The organism is Agromyces badenianii, assembly GCF_003070885.1.
GTDB lineage: Bacteria > Actinomycetota > Actinomycetes > Actinomycetales > Microbacteriaceae > Agromyces > Agromyces badenianii.
On the sequence record NZ_CP028913.1, the window covers coordinates 881,589 to 899,751 of the forward strand.

The following is an 18,163-nucleotide window of genomic DNA, read 5'->3' on the forward strand; positions in this document are numbered from 1 at the left end:
GGGTCGGTCTCGAGACGAGGGCCCGTCGGCTCGGGGCCCGGTGCTCGGGGCTCGGGGCTCAGCCGGTCGCGACGAGCGTCGCCACGACGGGCCGGTGATCACTGCCCGCGTCGTCGTAGCCCTGCAGCACCTCGAACGCCGCGACATCCCAGTTCGGAGTCGCGAGCACGTGGTCGATGGGGCTGCCGAGGAACGGCGGTGCGTCGGTCGGCCAGGTGCCGACGCCCGCGGCACCCGCCTGCGCCGCGGCATCCGTGCATCGACCGAGGTCGGCGCCGTCGACGCCGCGCCCGGCGAAGTGATCGAGCGTCGCGTTGAAGTCGCCCGCCATGATGACGTCGTCGCCCGCGCACTGTTCGGCGAGCCACTCGAGGTCGCTGCGCCAGTTGCGCAGCTCCCAGCGGATGGGCGCCACCGCGTGCACCGCGACGATGCGGGGCCCGTCGCCGTCGACCGGGTCGGCGACGACGCTCGGCAGGGTGTTCGTGTTGCCGGGCGGGCCGGGCACCTCGGCCGAGACCACCTCGTAGTCGCCGAGATCGGGGCTGATCAGAATCGTCGTCGACCGGGCCTTCGCGATGTCGTCGTACGCGAGCGTGTGCACCCACATGGGGCTCCCTCCTTCGCGCATCGCGATCGCGACCTCCTCGCCGAGCGGGTCGGTGGTTTCGGGCAGCACCACGACGTCAGCACCCCGCTCGAGCGCCAGACCCGCGATCGTCGACGCCTCGGGCACCTCGCCGAGCGTGTTCCACGAGAGCACCGTCACCGAGTCGGGGCGCGTCGCCGAGGCATCCGAACCGCCGAAGCCCCTGGCCGTGAGCACGGCGACGTTGGCGACGGCGAAGAGGGCGAGCACCGCCGCCATCGCGAAGGCGAAGAAGCGCAACGGCCGCGCGAGGGCGAGCAGCAGGAACACGATCGTCGCGACCGCACCGCCCGCGGCCGCCGTGCCTCGGAGCGCCACGACATGCGCGGCGACCCATTGGTTCTGCAGGCCGAAGCCCTGCGGCCACACGAACACGAGCGCCACGACAGCGGTGCCGAGCACGATGGCCCAGCCGAGGATGCGGGGGAGCATTCCATCAACCCTAGGCGAGGACGCGGGCGAGCTGTCGGGCGCGGCGCTGCCGATCAGCTGGGAGTACTCGGTGAGATGCCGCGGCTAGCATTGCAGGATGCCCCACGCCCCCGTCGTCGCCGGCGAAGCCGACCTGCACACGCATTCGACGGTCTCAGACGGCACCGAGGCTCCGGCCGTACTCCTGCGGCAGGCGGCGCGAGCAGGGCTCTGGGGCGTCGCGCTGACCGACCACGATTCGACGAGCGGGTGGGCGGAGGCTTCCGCCGCCGTGGCGGAGACGGGTGTTGCACTCATTCCTGGAATGGAGCTCTCGACCCGCGAGGGCTACACGAGCGTGCACATGCTGGCGTACCTCATCGACCCGCTCGACGAAGCGCTGCTCGCCGAGACGTCGCGCATCCGCGAATCGCGGCTCGCTCGCGCCGAGGCGATCGTGCGCCGCATCGGGCGCGACTACGCCCTCACCTGGGACGACGTGCTCGCTCAGACCGTCGAGGGCACGACGATCGGCCGGCCGCACATCGCCGATGCACTCGTGGCCCGCGGCCACGTCGCCACGCGCTCGGCGGCCTTCGACGGCATACTCCACCCGCGTGCGGGCTACGCGCAGCCGCACTACGCGCCCGACCCGCTGACCGGCGTGCGACTCATCCGCGCCGCAGGCGGGGTGCCCGTGCTCGCGCATCCCGGCACCCGCGGCGCCGAGCGGGTCGTGCCGCCCGAACGGCTCGCGCAGCTCGTCGATGCGGGCCTCTTCGGACTCGAGGTCGACCACCCCGAGAACCGCGAAGACGCGAAGCCCCGGCTGCGCGAGCTCGCGGTGCGATTCGGCTTGCAGGTGACGGGGTCGAGCGACTACCACGGCTCCGGCAAGCCGAACCGGCTCGGCGAGTGCCGCACGGCGCCCGAGGTCGTCGAGCAGATCATCGCCGAGGGCCGGGGCAGCGCGCCGGTGCTGCCGTAGCGCGCTTCCGGCGCGTATCGATCCGTCGAAGTTCGCCCCTCCCGGCCTTCGGTAGGGCGAACATCGACGGATGATTCCGAGACCGGGAATGATGCGCCTCAGACCACGAAGAGCGGATGCCGCGTGGCATCCGCTCTTCGCGAAGTCGTTCGTGCGGGTTACGCCTGGGGCGTGGTGCCGCCGGTGCGCGGGCCGCGGCGACGGCGGCGACGCGGGGGAGCCGCGTTGCCGTCGTGGTGCTCGTGGCCCTTGCCGTCGTGCGTGCCCGTGCCGGGCTCCTTGACCGCGACGTCGGCAGACGAGTCGGACTTCGCGGAATCGGACGCTGTGGTCGACGCCTCACCCGAGGGACGGCCGCCGCGGGTGCGGTTGCGGGTGCGGTTGCGAGGTGCGCGCTCCGAACCGGCATCCGATCGCTCTGAGCGCCCCTCTGAACGGTCCTCGGAGCGCGCGCCGGACCGGCCCTCGTTGCGGCCGGCCGTGGCCGAGCGCGTCGGCGCGGCGACCGCGGACGACGGCTTCAGACGGCCCTTGGTGCCGGCGGGGATGTCGAGGTCGCTGAAGAGGTGCGGGCTCGACGAGTAGGTCTCGGTGGGCTCGGGCTGGCCGAACTCGAGGGCGCGGTTGATGAGTGCCCACTTGTGCAGGTCGTCCCAGTCGACGAACGTCACGGCGATGCCGGTCTTGCCTGCTCGGCCGGTGCGGCCTACGCGGTGCAGGTACGCCTTGTCGTCGTCGGGGATGGTGTGGTTGATCACGTGCGTCACGTCGTCGACGTCGATGCCGCGCGCCGCGACATCCGTGGCGATGAGCACGTCTTTCTTGCCGGCCTTGAAGGCGGCCATGGCGCGCTCGCGCTGGTCTTGGTTCAGGTCGCCGTGCACCGCGGCCGCGTTGAAGCCGCGGTCGTTGAGCTCTTCGACGAGCTTGGCCGCCGCGCGCTTCGTGCGCGTGAAGATGACGGTCTTGCCGCGACCCTCGGCCTGGAGGATGCGCGAGATGACCTCGTCTTTGTCGAGCGAGTGCGCCCGGTAGACGAGGTGCTTGATGTTCGCCTGCGTGAGGCCCTCGTCGGGGTCGGTCGCGCGGATGTGGATGGGGCGCACCATGAAGCGGCGGGCGAGCGCCACGATCGGGCCGGGCATGGTGGCCGAGAAGAGCATCGTGTGGCGGGTCGCGGGCGTCTGCGCCATGAGCTTCTCGATGTCGGCGAGGAAGCCGAGGTCGAGCATCTTGTCGGCCTCGTCGAGCACCATCTCTTGCACGTTCTTCAGTGAGAGGAGACGCTGCGAGGCGAGGTCGAGGAGGCGCCCGGGGGTGCCGACGACGATCTGCGCGCCGGCCTTGAGCTGCTCGATCTGGCCCTCGTAGGCCTTGCCGCCGTAGATCGACACGATCTTGGTCGGGCGGTTGGATGTCGCGAGCTCGAGGTCTTCGGTGACCTGCACGCACAGCTCGCGGGTCGGCACGACGACGAGCGCCTTGACGCCGGGCTCGGGGTCGTCGCCGAGGCGCTGGATGATCGGCAGGCCGAACCCGAAGGTCTTGCCGGTGCCGGTCTTGGCCTGGCCGATGATGTCCTGGCCTGCGAGGGCGAGGGGGATGGTCTGTTCCTGGATGGGGAAGGCATCGATGATGCCCTTCCCGGCGAGGGCGTCGACGATGTCGGACGCGATGCCGAGGTCGGTGAAAGTGGTCAAAAGTCTGCCTGTTCGTGGTGCTCGAGGTGGCGGTCGGAGGTGCGCCCTGATCTCAACCCCAGGCGCACGGCTGCGGATCCATCGCCCGCATGCACCCTCTACCCTATCCGAGACTGCCTGAACGCCTCGGATAGGCTGTCTGCGTGGTCTCCTGGTCGAAACGGCGCATCCCGCTCCCCGAGAGGTCGCGACTGCGCCCTCGCGTGGCGCCGACCGATCTCGCACGGGTCGATTTCACCGAACTCGTGCCCGAGCCCGTTCCGTTCCTCGGTCAGGCCGCCTACATCCAGCTCGAGTTCTTCGAGAGTCTCGCTCGGTCGGTGGCGACCGCGCCCACGCTGACCTCGAAAGAGGGGCTCAGCCGTGCGGCGGGCGTCGCGTTGCGCAAGCATCATGCGTTCATCGCCGAGCTCCGCCGGCTCGGTGTCGAACCAGTCGACGTGATGGCGCCGTTCGCGCCGGCCGCCGACCGATTCCGTCAGGCGAGCGCCGGCGCCGACTGGTACGAGCTGCTGCTCGGCATCCACGTCACGTCCGGCATGCTCGACGACTACTTCGCACGGTTGGCCGGAGGGCTGCCGGGAGAAATCGCGGCGCGCGTGCGAGGCATCCTCGCCGAGGATGCCTCGTCAGAGGTGCTGCACGACGAGCTCTTCGCAGCGATCGAGGCGCAGCCGGGCCTTGCCGACCGTCTCGCCCTGTGGGGGCGAAGCCTCGTGGGCGACACGCTGCTGATCGCCCGATCGGCGCTCCGCGCGTCGGACTCCGCTGATCGTGCCGGTGACGTCGAGCCGGTCTTCACCGAACTCATCGCCGCGCACACGCGACGAATGGATGCGCTCGGCCTCACAGCGTAAGACTGCGTCAGTCTGCGCGACGCCGCCGCAGTGGCAGCCCGCGCGACCGTGTCAGGCCCGCGCCGCTCCGGGGCGGGAGAGGCGCTCGAAGAGCGCGGCATCCGCTCGCTCGCGGCGCGGCGAGACGAGGATCAGCACCGCGGCGGGAACGAGCGCGGAGGCGACGAGCGAGACCACCCAGATCCAGCCGCCGTCCCACGGCCAGCCGAGCCAGGTCAGGCCGACCCAGACGAGTGCGGCGACGCCTGCGCCGATGGCCGGGCCGACCGCCACGCCTCGGAGGTGCCGGAGCGGCAGCACGAAGTGCGCAGCCAACCCGAGGATGGCACCGCCGACGACGATGAAGATGAGCTCCATGTCAGGCGACGAACCCCACGCGCCGCGACTCCTCCGAGCCGATCTCGACGTAGGCGAGTGCGGAAGCGGGCACCACGTACTTCGTGCCCTTGTCGTCGGTGAGCGACAACAGCGCAGACTGGCCGGCGAGCGCGGCAGCCACTGCCTGCTCGACCTCGACCGCCGGTTGCGAAGTCTCGAATCCGAGTTCACGGGGGGAGTTCTGGATGCCGATGCGAACGTCCACTGTGCGCCTTTCTCCTGTTGCGCCAACACTACGACACCGGCTGGCCGGGCCCGTGCCCGTTCACTGTCGGCGGAACCCGTTAGCGTTGCCATCATGCAGGCCCCCGCGACCACCGAAGCCCCCGTTTCACGGCTCGTGGCCGGTGAACACGCCGCCGTCTTCGGGGCGCCGGGCAGCGGCAAGACGACGTTCGCGGTCGAGCTGATCGCCGACCGCATCGAGCGCCTCGGCTACGCCACCGACGAGGTGCTCGTGATCTCGGCGACTCGTGCCGCCGCGACCACGCTCCGTGATCGCCTCGCGGTGCGGCTCGGCATCACGACGAGGGGTCCGCTCGCCCGAACGGCGAACTCACTCGCCTTCCAGCTGGTTCGGGCATTCACCGGCGCGCCGGTGACCCTGCTCACGGGCGCCGAGCACGACCAGATCATCGGCGAGCTGCTCGAGGGCGGCATCCGCGACGGATTCGGGCCCGAGTGGCCGGCGCCGCTCACCCCCGAGGTCCGGGTGCTCCGCGGGTTCCGGTCGGAGCTTCGCGACCTGCTCATGCGAGCCGTCGAACACGGCATCGACGCGCCCTCGCTCGCCGCGCTCGGCGAGCGCGCCGCCAGGCCCGAATGGGTCGCGGCCGCCGCGTTCCTCGAGGAGTACGACGAGGTGAAGGCGCAATTGCGGCCGAGTCAGTACGACTCCTCCGAGCTCGGCGCCTTCGCCGCGGCGATCGTGCGCCGCAGTTCGAGCGATGCCGCCGCCGCGGCGGCGCTCGGCCCGCTCGCGCGGCTGCGTCTCATCGTGGTCGATGACGCGCAAGAGGCCACCGAGACGACGGCGGCACTGCTCGGGGCGTTCGCGGCGCGCGGCGTCGCCGTCGTCGCGATCGGCGATCCCGATGTCGCGTCGAACGGATTCCGCGGCGGTCGCGCCGAACTGCTCGGGTCGCTCGGGGCCGTTCTCGGAGCGGCCGCCGTGCGCCGCATCGAACTGCCGGTCGTGCACCGCGGGCGCCCCGAGGTGCGCACGATCGTGCAGTCGGTCAGCGGGCACATCGGCACCGCGCTCGGCGGCACGCATCGCGCGGCCGCGCTCGAGGTGCCCGCGGAAACGACGCAGGAGCCGCTCACCGCGGTGCTCGGCATCGAGGCGCCGTCGCATGCGGCGGAGTGCGCGGCCGTCGCGGCCGTGCTGCGCGAGCGCCACCTGCTCGACGGCGTGCCGTGGTCGTCGATGGCCGTCGTGCTGCGCTCTGGAGGCGATGTGCCGGCATTCGAGCGCGGGCTCGCGCTCGCCGACGTGCCCACGGCGGGCAACGCTGCTCGCACCGCACTGCGCGATGCCCCGGCGGCCGCCGCGCTGCTCGCGGCGGCCTCGCTCGTGCTCGACCGGGAGCCGCTCACGCCCGAACTCGCGGTGACCATGCTCACCGGGCCGATCGGCCGGCTCGACAGCGTGGGCCTGCGCCGACTCCGCCTCGCCCTCCGGCACGAAGAGCTCGCCGTCGAGGGGTCGCGCACCGCCGACGAATTGCTCGTCGAGGCCCTCGGAGCACCCGGTGGATTCGAGACGATCGACGCGGCACCGGCCCGTCGGGCCACCAGACTCGCGAAGGTGCTCGCGACCTCACGCGGAGTCGCCCGGCGAAGCGGAACGATCGAAGAGGTGCTCTGGTCGCTCTGGGAGGGCAGCGGCCTGGCCGGTGAGTGGGCGGCACAGGCCACCGGCACCGGCGTGCTCGCCGAAGAGGCAAATCGCGCGCTCGATGCCGTGGTCGCACTGTTCGCCGCCGCCCAGCGCTTCGTCGAGCGCGAGCCCGACGCGCCGGCCGTGCGCTTCGTCGACGAGGTGCTCGCGAGCGAACTGCCCGAAGACTCGCTCGCACCGCAGCGTTCGGCCGAGACGGTGGTCGTGACGACGCCGCCCGCCGTCATCGGTCGCGAGTTCGAGGTCGTCGTCGTCGCGGGCCTGCAAGACGGGGTCTGGCCGAACCTCCGCCCCCGCGGCACGCTCCTGCACGCAGCGCTCCTGCCGCGCGTCGTGGCAGCGGCCCGTGCCGGTGCGCCGATCCCGGCGCCCGAGACGGTGGCCGAAGCGCGGGCGTCGGTGCGCGGCGACGAGCTGCGGCTCTTCGTGCTCGCCGCCTCGAGGGCGAGTCGGCAGCTCGTGCTCAGCTGCACCGCCAACGACGACGAGCAGCCGTCGATGCTCATGGGGTACGCGACCGAGCGCATCAGGGCGGGTCGCCGGCGACCATTGCACCTGCGCGGCCTCGTCGGTGCGCTGCGCGAAGAGGCGACGACCTCTGGCGCGACCGAGGCGGCGGCGGCACTCGCCCTGCTCGCCGAACAGGGCGTGCCCGGTGCCCACCCCGACGACTGGTACGGGCTCGCCGAGCCGTCGACCACTGCGCCGCTCGTCGACCTCGACGGCGACCCCGAGGCGCTCGTCGCCGTCTCGCCGTCGCAGATCGACCGTGCCGAGGAGTCGCCGCTCGGCTGGTTCATCGACCACGTCGCCTCACCGCCGTCCGGACTCGCCGCCTCGATCGGCACGATCGTGCACGCGGTCGTCGAAGAGGCCGGCGCCCGAGACGACGGCGACACGAGCATCGAGAAGATCTGGGCCGCGGTCGAGGCACGCTGGCGCGAACTGCGGTTCGAGGCCGGCTGGGTCGCCGAGCGCGAGCGCCGCGGTGCGCGGCGCATGGCCGAAGGGGCCTCTGACTACCTTGCGAACTTCGCCGACGACGGCAAGGTGCTGCTCGGCGCCGAGGGGCGGTTCACGCTCATCGTCGACCGGGTGCGCATCTCCGGAACGATCGACCGAGTCGAGGCCTCGGCCGACGGCACCACGGTGATCGTCGACCTGAAGACGGGGCGCACGCCGCCCTCAGCTGCCGAGACGGCCGCGCATCCCCAGCTCGCCGCGTACCAGTTGGCGGCACGGGCCGGCGAGGTGCCCGACGCCGGAACGCTCGGCGGCGCCAAGCTCGTCTACCTCGCGAAGCCGACCCGGGGCAACGCCTTCACCGAGCGCGCCCAGCAGCCGTTCGACGACGACGCCGCCGCCGAGTTCCGCGACCGGCTCGGGGCGGTGGCCCGCACCATGGCCGGCAGCGAGTTCGACGGCCCGGCCGAGCTGGGCTACCGCTCGCGGTTCGGCGGCTGGCAGTACCGCGTGCACCTGGTTCCGGCGGTGTCGGCATGATCGCCGCCGCAGACATCGCCGCACGGCTCGGCCTGCACGCGCCTACCGCAGAGCAGCGCGCCGTGATCGAGGCCGACCCGCGCGGGCAGGCCATCGTGGTGGCCGGTGCCGGCAGCGGCAAGACCGAGACGATGGCCAACCGCGTGGTGTGGCTTCTCGCGAACTCGCATGTCGCGGTCCCCGAGGTGCTCGGACTCACATTCACCCGCAAGGCCGCCGGCGAGCTCGCCGAGCGCATCCGCGAACGCATCGCCCAGCTCGTCTCGCTCGGCATCGCCGAGGTCTCCCTCGATCCGCTCGAGTCCGCCTCGGTGGGCACGTACAACGCCTTCGCGAGCGCCATCTACCGCGAGCACGCCATGCTCATCGGGCGTGAACCCGACGCGGCCGTGCTGGGCGAGGCATCCGCGTGGCAACTCGCCCGCTCGGTCGTGGCGGCCTCGGCCGACCCGCGTCTCGTCGAGCTCGACGCGTCGCTCGACAAGGTCACCGGAGCCGTGCTCTCGATCAGTCGCGCGCTCGCCGAGAACGTCGCCGACAGCCGCGACGTGCGCGCGATGGCTCGCGACTTCCTCGCCATGCAGGGCCTGCCGATCGAGGCGCCGCGCAAGCGCACCGATTTCACGTCGTTCGTCGACGCGCTCGGCGTCGTGGAAGCGCTGCCGCCGCTGCTCGAACTCGCCGATGCGTACTCCGCGGCCAAGCAGCAGCGCGGCTTCGTCGAGTTCTCCGATCAGGTCGCCCTCGCCCTCGCGATCTGCGAGCGGCACCCCGAGGTCGTCGCCGGGCACCGCGAGCGCTACCGCACCGTGCTCCTCGACGAGTACCAAGACACGAGTGTCGTGCAGACCCGGCTGCTCTCCGCCCTGTTCGGCGAGCAGGCGGTCATGGCGGTCGGCGACCCCGACCAGTCGATCTACGGATGGCGCGGGGCGAGCGCCGCGAACCTCGCCCGGTTCGGCCGTGACTTCGCGGCCGGCGGTGAGGCCGTTGTCTACGATCTCTCCACGAGCTGGCGCAATCCCGAGATCGTGCTCGAGGCGGCGAACACCCTCATCGAGCCGCTCGACGCCGGCATCCCGAAAGCGCCGCTCGGCGCGTCGCCGTTCGCGCAGCCGGGCCGGTTGGATGCCGCATGGGCGGAGACCATCGAACGCGAGGCCGAACTCGTGGCGGCGTGGTTCGCCGAGCGACTCGGTCGAGGCGGGCGAGGCGGGGTGCACGACGGCGCGCCGCGCAGTGGGGCGCTGCTCTGCCGCACCTTCGCCAACGTCGGGGTCTTCACGGCGGCGCTCCGGGCACGCGGCGTGCCGGTGCACGTGCTCGGCATGGCCGGGCTCCTCGATCAGCCCGTGATCGCCGACCTCGTGTGCGTGCTGCGGGTGCTGAACGACCCCACCGCGGGCTCCGAACTCGTGAGGGTGCTGGGCGGCGCGCGCTGGCGCATCGGGTCGGCCGATCTCGCCGCGCTGCACGGGCTGGCCAAATGGCTTGCCGACCGCGACCTGTCGACGAGGCGTCTCGGCGACGAGGTGCGGGCGGGGCTGCGCGCCTCGATCGCTCCCGACGAGTCGCCGTCGATCGTCGACGCCCTCGATTTCCTCCTCGTCGCCCCCGACTCGCATTCGGCGCTGTCGGCCTTCAGCGAGGTCGGCCTCGCCCGCATGCGACGCGCCGGGGCGCAACTCCAGTCACTGCGACGCCGTGCAGGGCTCGGCCTGGTCGATTTCGTCAGCCTCGTGCAGCAGGAGCTGCTGCTCGACATCGAGGTCGCGGCGAATGCCGCGCAGCCGCTCGGGGCGCCGAGTCTCGAGGCGTTCGACGAACTCCTCGCCGGCTTCGCCGAGGTCTCGGAGCACGCGACCCTCGGCGCGTTCCTCGGCTGGCTCACCGAGGCCGAACAGCGCGACCGGCTCGCGCCCCGCCAAGACGAGCCCGAGCCCGGGGCGGTGCAGGTGATCTCGATCCACGGGTCGAAGGGCCTCGAGTGGGACGTCGTGGCGATTCCGCGCATGGTCGACGAAGAGCTGCCGTCGAAGCCCCGTTCGTCGAAGGGCTGGCTCTCGTTCGGCGAACTGCCCAACGAGTTCAAGGGCGACGCCGACGAGCTGCCCGAGCTGGCCTGGCGCGGCTCGCAGAGCCAAGCCGAGTTCGATCGCGCGGTGAGTGCGTTCGCCGAAGAGAACAAAGAGCGCCACGCCGAAGAGGAGCGGCGCCTCGCCTACGTGGCGCTCACCCGCACACGCAGTGACCTGCTCCTGTCGGGTTCGTGGTGGGCGAGCCAGAAGGCCCCGCGCAAGCCGAGCCCGTTCCTGCGCGAACTCGTGACGACGGGTGTGCTCGATGCGGGCGTGCTTCCGGCGGCTCCTGAATCCGACGAGAACCCGAGGGCGGGTTCGACCGAACGCGTGCGGTGGCCCCTCGATCCGCTCGGCACGCGTCGGGTCGCCGTGACCGCCGCGGCGACCGCGGTGCGCGCCGCCGCCGAGCGACCGAGCGGTGAGGGCATCGGCCCGGTGCTCGCCGATCGCATCAGGCTGCTCCTCGAAGAGCGCCGCCGCCGCGCCGAGGGCGCCACGAGTGCCGAGGTGCCCGTGCGCGTGCCCGCCTCCCGCTTCAAGGACTACGTCGACGACCCCGCGGCCGTCGCCGCGCAGCTGCGGCGGCCGATGCCGCAACGGCCGTACCGGGCGACCCGCATCGGCACGCTGTTCCACCAGTGGGTCGAGCAACGCTCGACCGGCGAGCACGAAGCCGCCGCGATCGATGCACTCGATGGACTCGACGGTCTTGCTGATGCAGACGCTCGGCGAGACGAGACCGTGGCCGATGCCACGCCCGAGCGGCTCCGCGCGCTGCAGGCCACGTTCGAGGCATCCGAGTGGGGCGGGCGCAAGCCCTCAGCCGTCGAGATCGAGCTGCACCTGCCGATCGGCGACAACGTCTTCGTGTGCAAGCTCGATGCGGTCTACGAGGTCGAGCCGTCGAGCGAGCTCGGGCGGCGCGGCATCCGCTACCAGGTCGTCGACTGGAAGACGGGCAAGGCGCCGAGAGACGCGCACGACCTCGAGCTGAAGCAGACGCAGCTCGCGCTCTACCGGCTCGCCTATGCCAACTGGGCCGGCGTCGACCCGGCGCTCATCGACGCCGTCTTCTACTTCGTCGAAGACGACCGGGTGATCCGCCCCGACGCGATCTACGACGAAGCGGCGTTGCGCCGAGCGTGGGCATCGGTCGCGGCAGCCGGCCCGGTGCCGGCGGCGGCATCGCGCTGACCGGCATCGGTCTCATCGCCTCCGGTGACCGCATCGCCCGCGGGCGACGCGTCACCCGCCGGGGCTGCATCGCCCGTGGGCGCGGCGTCGCCCCAGTCGGAGAGGTCGAGGGGGATCGGCGCGGTCGCGTCGAACGGGGTTGCATCGCGCTCGCCGGCCTCGCGTCGCTCGAGCTCTGAGAAGTCGTAGCTGTCGGTGAGGAGGCTCGCACCGCCGTCGCGCGGCGCCGTCTCGCGCGGTGTCTCATCGAGCAACCGCTCGACGTCGCCGACCGTGAGGATCGGCCCGGTCTCGGGGGAGAGCGGCTCGCTCGATCGGTCGTGCACGCTCTCGACGAGCCCGTCGAGCAGGCCGACCGCATCGGAGATGATGGCGTCGTCGCGCGCATCGACGCCGTGCAGCAGCCACTTCGCGAGCTCGAGTTCGCCGTAGAGCAGCGCGCGTTGCGGCAGGTGAGCGTCGGCTCCGCCGTCGCGCGCGCTGAAGTACGCGTCGAGGGCCCGTTCGGCCGCGGCTCCTCGTGAGGTGAGCAGCCAGTGCAGGTCGATCGCCGGGTCGCCTTGGGCGAGCGCCGACCAGCCGATGATGCCGGTCACCGTCTCGCCGTCGACGAGCAGCGAGTCGGCGGCGAGTGCGCCGTTGACGACCGTCGGACGGAATCGCCAGAGTGCGGCGTCATCGGTGGCCTCCTCCCAGCGCCGCAGCAGGGCGGCGGGCAGGTGTCCGGTGTCGGAGGCCCGGTCGATGAGGTCGACGACGGCGTCGTGCGTCTCTTCGGCGCTCTGTCGCGGCAGGCCGGCGTCGGCGACGAATCCGGTCGGCAGTGCATGCACGGCGGCGAGGGCGAGCCCGACCGAGGTGGCGATGCCGTCGTGTTCGGTGAGTTCATCGGCCGTGCGCACCGCGCCGGGCACGAAGGTCGTGACGATCGCGCGGGTGCCGTCGATCGGCGCCTGGCCGACGGCTTCGGGAATGCCGAACGGCAGGCGCGAGCGGATGCCGGGGGTGAGCGCGCGGAGGGCGACGAGGTCGGCCGACTGCTCGGACTCGGCAGCCTGCGATCGCGGAACCCGCAGCACGAGCAGTCGATCGTCGGTGCTCTGCAGCAGCACTGCGTCGAATGCGCCGTGGCTCTTGCGGGTGTGCGAGCGTGCGGCTCGCACCTCGAGACCGGGCACCGCCGCCGTGGCCAACGCGGCTAGAGTGAGAGGAGGTCTGGCCATGGCATTCAGCTTAAGCAGGCATCTCGCGGCTGCGGGCGACCGCCACGCCTTCCGGCCGACTCCGACTCCGACCCGGGCATCGAGAGGTGGCACGTGACCGTTCCGACATCGCCGGTCTTCGCGCGCTCGACGATCGACCGGGATGCCGCAGCCCGAGTCGATCCCGGCCTCGAAGCGACCCTCGACAGCGACCCGGCGACCCGGATCATCGCCATGCATCGCGGGCGCGTCCTCCTCGCCGAGCGCATCGACGGTTCGGCGCCCGCCCTGCAGTTCTGCACCGCCGCCGACGGCCTTCCCCCCTCGCTCCTGCGCTGCTACCTCGGCCGCGAGGGCGGGTCGCGCTTCGAGCTGCGGGTCTTCGATCCGGATGCCGCGGCGGCGATCGAACCCGAAGAGGCCCGATGGCAGGGGCTCCGTGATGCCGCGCCACTGCTCGACGAACGCGACGCGTGCCTGGTCGCCGAGGCGCTCGCCCTGGCCAACTGGCACGAGCGTCACGTGCGCTGTCCGCGGTGCGGTGCCCCGACCGAGCCGGTGCAGGCCGGCTGGGCGAGGCGCTGCACTGCCGATGAGAGCCTGCACTTCCCGCGCACCGACCCGGCGGTCATCGTGCTCGTCACCGATGACGACGACCGGACGCTCCTCGGCTCGAACGCGTTGTGGGCGCAGCATCGCTTCTCATTGCTCGCGGGGTTCGTGGAGCCCGGTGAGACGCTCGAGGATGCCGTCGTCCGCGAGATCCGCGAAGAGGCCGGCATCGAGGTCGATCAGGTCTCCTACGTGGCATCGCAGCCGTGGCCCTTCCCGGCGAGCCTCATGCTCGGATTCACGGCACGCGTCGCGGCGTCGAACGCCCCGTCGTCGGCTGCCCCCGATGGCGAGGAGATCCTCGAGCTGCGCTGGTTCTCGCGCTCTGAGATCGCGGCCGCGCGCGCCGACATCGGGCTGCCGGGCGAGACGTCGATCGCGCGCTGGCTGCTCGAACGCTGGTACGGCGGCCCGATCGACCCCGACGGCAGCGGGCTGGCATGGTCGACGTCGTGACCGCGGCATCCGACCCCCTGCTCGATGCGCTCGACGACGAGCAGCGTGTCGCGGCCGAGGCGCTGCTCGGGCCCGTGTGCGTGCTCGCGGGTGCCGGCACCGGCAAGACGAGGGCCATCACGCACCGCATCGCCTACGGTGTGGCCTCCGGTGCGTACGACCCCGCCCGCGTGATGGCGCTGACCTTCACCTCGCGGGCGGCGGCCGAACTGCGGGCGAGGTTGCGCGCGCTCGGCGCCGGCGGGGTGCAGGCGCGCACCTTCCATGCCGCGGCGCTCGCCCAGCTCAACCACTTCTGGCCGATCGTGGTCGGCGGCAGCGCACCGCGCGTGCTCGAGTTCAAGGGGCGGCTGCTCGGCCAGGCCGCGGAGCGAGCACGGGTGCGGGTCGACGCGGCGACGCTTCGCGACGTCGCGGCCGAGATCGAGTGGCGGAAGGTCTCGGTCTCCGGGCCTGAGACGTATGCGGTGCGCCTCGCCGCCCGCGGGGCTCCGGGCAACCTCACCGCCGAGCAGTTCCTCGCCCTCGTCGATGCCTACGAGTCGCTGAAAGACGAGCGGCGCATGCTCGACTTCGAAGACGTGCTGCTCGCCACGGCGGGCATGATCGAGTCCGAGGCATCCGTCGCGATGCACGTGCGCGAGAGCTATCGGCACTTCATCGTCGACGAGTACCAGGACGTCTCGCCGGCGCAGCAGCAACTGCTCGATCTGTGGCTCGGCGGGCGCCGCGACCTCTGCGTCGTCGGTGACGCGAGCCAGACGATCTACTCCTTCGCGGGCGCGAGCGCCGACTACCTGCTCGACTTCGAGCGGCGATTCGAGGGCGCCACGGTCGTGCGCCTCGAGCGCAACTATCGTTCGACGGCACCCATCATCGACGTGGCGAACCGGCTGATGCGCGGCCGCGCGGGTGCGCTGCGGCTCGAGGCGGTCACTGACGAGGCAGAGGCGGATGCCGCGTCGACGCCGTCACCCGTCGCGGCGACGGCGTCGCGCACCGTCTCCGCCGCCCCGACCGCGGCGCGCACCGGTTCGGCGGCGTCGCGTGCCGCGTCGGCCGAGCCCGCCATCACCGAGTACGCCGACGACCTCGCCGAAGCGCGGGGCGTGGCGACCCGCGTCAGGGCTCGCATCGACGCCGGTGCCGCGCCCGAATCGATCGCCGTGCTGATGCGGGTGAACTCGCAGTCCGCGATCCTCGAACGTGCGCTCGAAGAGGTCGGCGTGGCATCGCGGGTGCGCGGTGCCGCCCGGTTCTTCGACCAGCCCGAGGTGCGCGAGGCGGTGCATGCGCTGCGCGCCGCCGCGCTCACGATCGCCGACGAGCCGCTCTTCAAGTCGGTCAGCGACGTGTTGCGCGCGATCGGCTGGAGCGCGCAGGCTCCGGAGGGGCCCGGCGCGGTGCGGGCTCGATGGGAGTCGCTGAACGCGATCGCCCGGCTCGTCGACGACGCGCCGCCGGGCACGACGTTCCGCGCGTTCGCCGATGAGCTGCGTGCCCGCGCCGAGGCTCAACACGAGCCCACGGTCGCGGCGGTGACCCTCGCGACGCTGCACTCGGCCAAGGGCCTCGAATGGAACGAGGTCTTCATCGTCGGCCTCACCGAGGGCATGCTGCCGATCGCATACGCGAAGGGCCTCGATGCGATCGACGAGGAACGACGGCTGCTCTACGTCGGCATCACGCGGGCACGGCGGCGTCTCGAGCTGAGCTGGCCGCGTCAGGGCGGCGGCTATCGAGGCGAGCGAGAGCCGTCGAGATTCCTGCAGGAACTCGGCACCCGCACTCGGGGTGCGGCTGGTGCTGCGTCCGCCGCACGGGGTCGCCGGGACGCCCCAGCCTGAGCGAGGCGTCGCGCAAGCGCTGCCGCCCGTGCGAGAGGCGGTCGTCGACCACCGAGACGGCGAGGGCTGCGGCGTCGTGCGCGGCTCGCGGCGTGCGGCTCGCTGCGGTGCGGCCGGCGAGCTGGGCGGCGATGACCGGCCACGCGGGGTCGTCGTCGCGCCGGGTCAGGTCGAGGCAGCGCAGGCACGGGCCGTGGCCCGGCTCGACGAGCGGGCCGATGCGAGTGCCGTGGTCGTCGAAGACGACCGCGAGATGCGCGACGTCGGCTCGGAGCCACGGCAGATGCCGACCGGGTGAGATCACCCAGTCGGCGAAGATGACGCACAGCGCGGTCTCACTCGGCTCGGCCTCGGCGGCCGGCACAGTCTCGTGGCCGAGCTCTCCGAGGTGTTCGGCGAGCCGGGCGGCGGTCGCGAGCGGTGCGTCGATCGCGATCAGTCGTCGCGAATGAGGGGATGCCGCGGCATCCGGAACCGCATCAGCCTGCTTCGTCTCGGAAGCCGGAGCCGCCTCGAACGCCGGGGCGAGCTGTTCGAGGAGCTGCCGCACCCGTTCGGGCGTGCCGCCGAGTCCCGTGCCGATCGTCTGCAGCGTCGTGGGGGAGGCGCCGTGCCTGAGCGCCGCGATCAGCCCGGTCTCGAGCTCACCGGGCGCGGTCAGCACCACGCGAGGCGTGGCACCGAGCTGCAGTTCGGTCGGGGTGCGCCACACGAGCGGAAGGAACGGATCGATGCGCGGTGACATGCCGAGAGCATGCCTGATTCCCGCCGAACGCCGCGGAATCCTTCCACAGCCCGCGCCCCTGATGCGGGCGAGGGCGCCCGGGCCGACGTGAGCTCAGCCGGGCGTGCAGCTCAGGCGGGCGGTTCCTCGCCGTCTTCGCCGGGCGCGGCGGGCGTCTCGCCGCGGAGCAGCTGCTCGAGCGCCTGGTCGAACTCGTCGTCGGCCTCGGCGGTGTCTGCGCCGGTGAGGCGTGCGACGAGCGATGCCGGGTCATCGAGGTCATCGGAGGTCGGCAGCAGATCGGGATGCGACCAGAGCGCGTCGCGTGCCTCGACGCCGACGGCCTCGGTGACCGCGCGCCACATGGCCGTGGCCTCGCGAAGACGGCGGGGCCGCAACTCGAGGCCGACGAGCGTGGCGAACGCGGACTCGGCCGGTCCGCCGGATGCCCGGCGCCGACGGATCGACTCCGCGATGGCGTCGGACTTCGGCAACCGCGCAGTGGCATCGGCGGTCGCAGCATCCACCCAGCCCTCGACGAGGGCGAGCATCGTCTCGAGCCGGGCGAGCGCGGCCTGCTGGCCCTCGCTCTTGGCCCGGATCAGGGCGCCGTTCACGACGGCGTTGCGGAGTTCTTCGGTGTTCGACGGGTCGAACCCCTCGGCGAGTTCTTCGAGGCGATCGGTGTCGATGTCGATGCCGCGTGCGAAGGCCGTGATCGCGGTGATGAGGTGCAGTCGCAGCCACCGCGCATGCCGGAAGAGCCGCGCGTGGGCGAGTTCGCGCACCGCGAGGTACAGCTCGATCTGGTCGGTCGGGATATCGAGGTCGTCGCCGAACTCGGCGGCGTTCTGCGGCAGGATCGCGGCGCGCCCGTCGTCGAGGAGCGGGATGCCCACGTCGCCGCCGGAGACCACCTCGGTGGCGAGCTGGCCGACGACCTGCCCGAGCTGCATCGCGAAGAGGGCGCCGCCGATGCCGCGCATCATGCGGCTCGCGCCCTCGATCATCTGGCGCATCTCTTCGGGCGCCTGCTCACTCATGACCCGCGTGAGCGCGTCGGAGATCGAGAGGGCGACGGGCTCGGCCAGTTGGGACCAGATCGGCATCGTGGCAGCGACCCATGCTCGACGGGTGAGCAGGTCAGGGGTGCTGGGCAGCGCGCCGAAGTCGACGGCCTCGTCGAGCCACAGCGAGGCCACCTGGAAGGCCTGGTCGAATCGCGCGCGCTCCTCGTCGGTGATCTGGTGCTGGCCGGTCGCGGCGCGCTCTTCGCCCTGTCGAAGGGCGACGGACCAATCGATGCCGTCGTCGGCTCGGTTCATCGCCTGCTGCAACTGACCGAACAGTGCCGCGAGGCTCGCCGGGTCGTTGGGCAGGCCCGCAGCGCCCGCGAGGCTCGCCGGGTCGATGCCGCCGGCGCCCGAGAGCATCTCGCGGAGCATCTCGCGGAACTCGTCTTCGGGGCTCCGGTCGTCGGGCTCGTCTTGCCGATCGGCCACTCTCGCCACCTCCCAGTCGCGTCCCCTCAACCGTAACGCCGGGGCACCGCCGTGTGTCTGGGAAATGGCCTAGGCTGGGCGTTCCGGGTGTCCGCCCTTCGCGAACAGCGCCGGCCCCGGCGCTCGCATTCGCAACAGCGACGATCCGTCGCCCCG

At 72.1% G+C, this 18,163-nt stretch carries 12 protein-coding genes; 6 read left to right on the forward strand and 6 right to left on the reverse strand.

Translation table 11 applies throughout. The features are described from left to right. Positions 1-58: 58 nt before the first annotated feature. Positions 59-1,081 carry an endonuclease/exonuclease/phosphatase family protein gene (locus DCE93_RS04240; protein WP_108594787.1) on the reverse strand — a complete coding sequence of 341 codons (1,023 nt, stop codon included), beginning with the start codon at positions 1,079-1,081 and terminating at the stop codon, positions 59-61. Between the two features lie 97 nt (positions 1,082-1,178). On the opposite strand from DCE93_RS04240, the gene DCE93_RS04245 reads away from it, so the two are divergent. Continuing rightward, positions 1,179-2,048 carry a PHP domain-containing protein gene (locus tag DCE93_RS04245; protein WP_108594788.1) on the forward strand — a complete coding sequence of 290 codons (870 nt, stop codon included), beginning with the start codon at positions 1,179-1,181 and terminating at the stop codon, positions 2,046-2,048. A gap of 158 nt (positions 2,049-2,206) precedes the next feature. Here DCE93_RS04245 and DCE93_RS04250 read toward each other — a convergent pair whose 3' ends face one another. Further along, positions 2,207-3,748: a DEAD/DEAH box helicase gene (locus tag DCE93_RS04250; protein ID WP_108594789.1), complete on the reverse strand. Its 1,542-nt coding sequence runs from the start codon at positions 3,746-3,748 to the stop codon at positions 2,207-2,209. A gap of 143 nt (positions 3,749-3,891) precedes the next feature. Here DCE93_RS04250 and DCE93_RS04255 point away from each other — a divergent pair, with 143 nt between their 5' ends. Then, a complete protein-coding gene (locus DCE93_RS04255; protein WP_235825341.1) occupies positions 3,892-4,605 on the forward strand; it encodes a ferritin-like fold-containing protein in 714 nt (237 codons plus the stop codon). A 51-nt stretch (positions 4,606-4,656) separates the two neighbouring features. On the opposite strand, the gene DCE93_RS04260 is transcribed toward DCE93_RS04255, so the two are convergent. Together DCE93_RS04260 and DCE93_RS04265 are read right to left on the reverse strand one after the other, a co-directional pair. Further along, the gene (locus DCE93_RS04260; RefSeq protein WP_108594791.1) at positions 4,657-4,962 is read right to left on the reverse strand and encodes a hypothetical protein; all 306 of its coding nucleotides are present in this window, start codon (positions 4,960-4,962) and stop codon (positions 4,657-4,659) included. A gap of 1 nt (position 4,963) precedes the next feature. After that, positions 4,964-5,188, reverse strand: coding sequence for a DUF3107 domain-containing protein (locus DCE93_RS04265; RefSeq protein ID WP_108594792.1), 225 nt, complete (start codon positions 5,186-5,188; stop codon positions 4,964-4,966). 93 nt (positions 5,189-5,281) lie between these two features. Here DCE93_RS04265 and DCE93_RS04270 point away from each other — a divergent pair, with 93 nt between their 5' ends. Together DCE93_RS04270 and DCE93_RS04275 are read left to right on the forward strand one after the other, a co-directional pair. Further along, positions 5,282-8,389 carry a UrvD/REP family ATP-dependent DNA helicase gene (locus tag DCE93_RS04270; protein WP_108594793.1) on the forward strand — a complete coding sequence of 1,036 codons (3,108 nt, stop codon included), beginning with the start codon at positions 5,282-5,284 and terminating at the stop codon, positions 8,387-8,389. After that, entirely contained in the window at positions 8,386-11,664 is a 3,279-nt protein-coding gene (locus tag DCE93_RS04275) for an ATP-dependent DNA helicase (RefSeq protein WP_108594794.1), read from the forward strand. Before DCE93_RS04270 ends, DCE93_RS04275 begins: the two co-directional genes overlap by 4 nt. On the opposite strand, the gene DCE93_RS04280 is transcribed toward DCE93_RS04275, so the two are convergent. Next, positions 11,586-12,887: a phosphotransferase gene (locus DCE93_RS04280; protein WP_146184937.1), complete on the reverse strand. Its 1,302-nt coding sequence runs from the start codon at positions 12,885-12,887 to the stop codon at positions 11,586-11,588. The two genes, DCE93_RS04275 and DCE93_RS04280, sit on opposite strands and share 79 nt — an antisense overlap. Positions 12,888-12,980: 93 nt before the next feature. On the opposite strand from DCE93_RS04280, the gene nudC reads away from it, so the two are divergent. Together nudC and DCE93_RS04290 are read left to right on the forward strand one after the other, a co-directional pair. Beyond that, a complete protein-coding gene (nudC, locus tag DCE93_RS04285; protein ID WP_108594796.1) occupies positions 12,981-13,934 on the forward strand; it encodes an NAD(+) diphosphatase in 954 nt (317 codons plus the stop codon). Further along, positions 13,919-15,781, forward strand: coding sequence for an ATP-dependent helicase (locus DCE93_RS04290; RefSeq protein WP_108594797.1), 1,863 nt, complete (start codon positions 13,919-13,921; stop codon positions 15,779-15,781). Before nudC ends, DCE93_RS04290 begins: the two co-directional genes overlap by 16 nt. A gap of 855 nt (positions 15,782-16,636) precedes the next feature. Here the strand turns inward: DCE93_RS04290 and DCE93_RS04305 are convergent. Next, positions 16,637-18,007 carry a zinc-dependent metalloprotease gene (locus DCE93_RS04305; RefSeq protein WP_108594800.1) on the reverse strand — a complete coding sequence of 457 codons (1,371 nt, stop codon included), beginning with the start codon at positions 18,005-18,007 and terminating at the stop codon, positions 16,637-16,639. Positions 18,008-18,163: the final 156 nt, after the last annotated feature.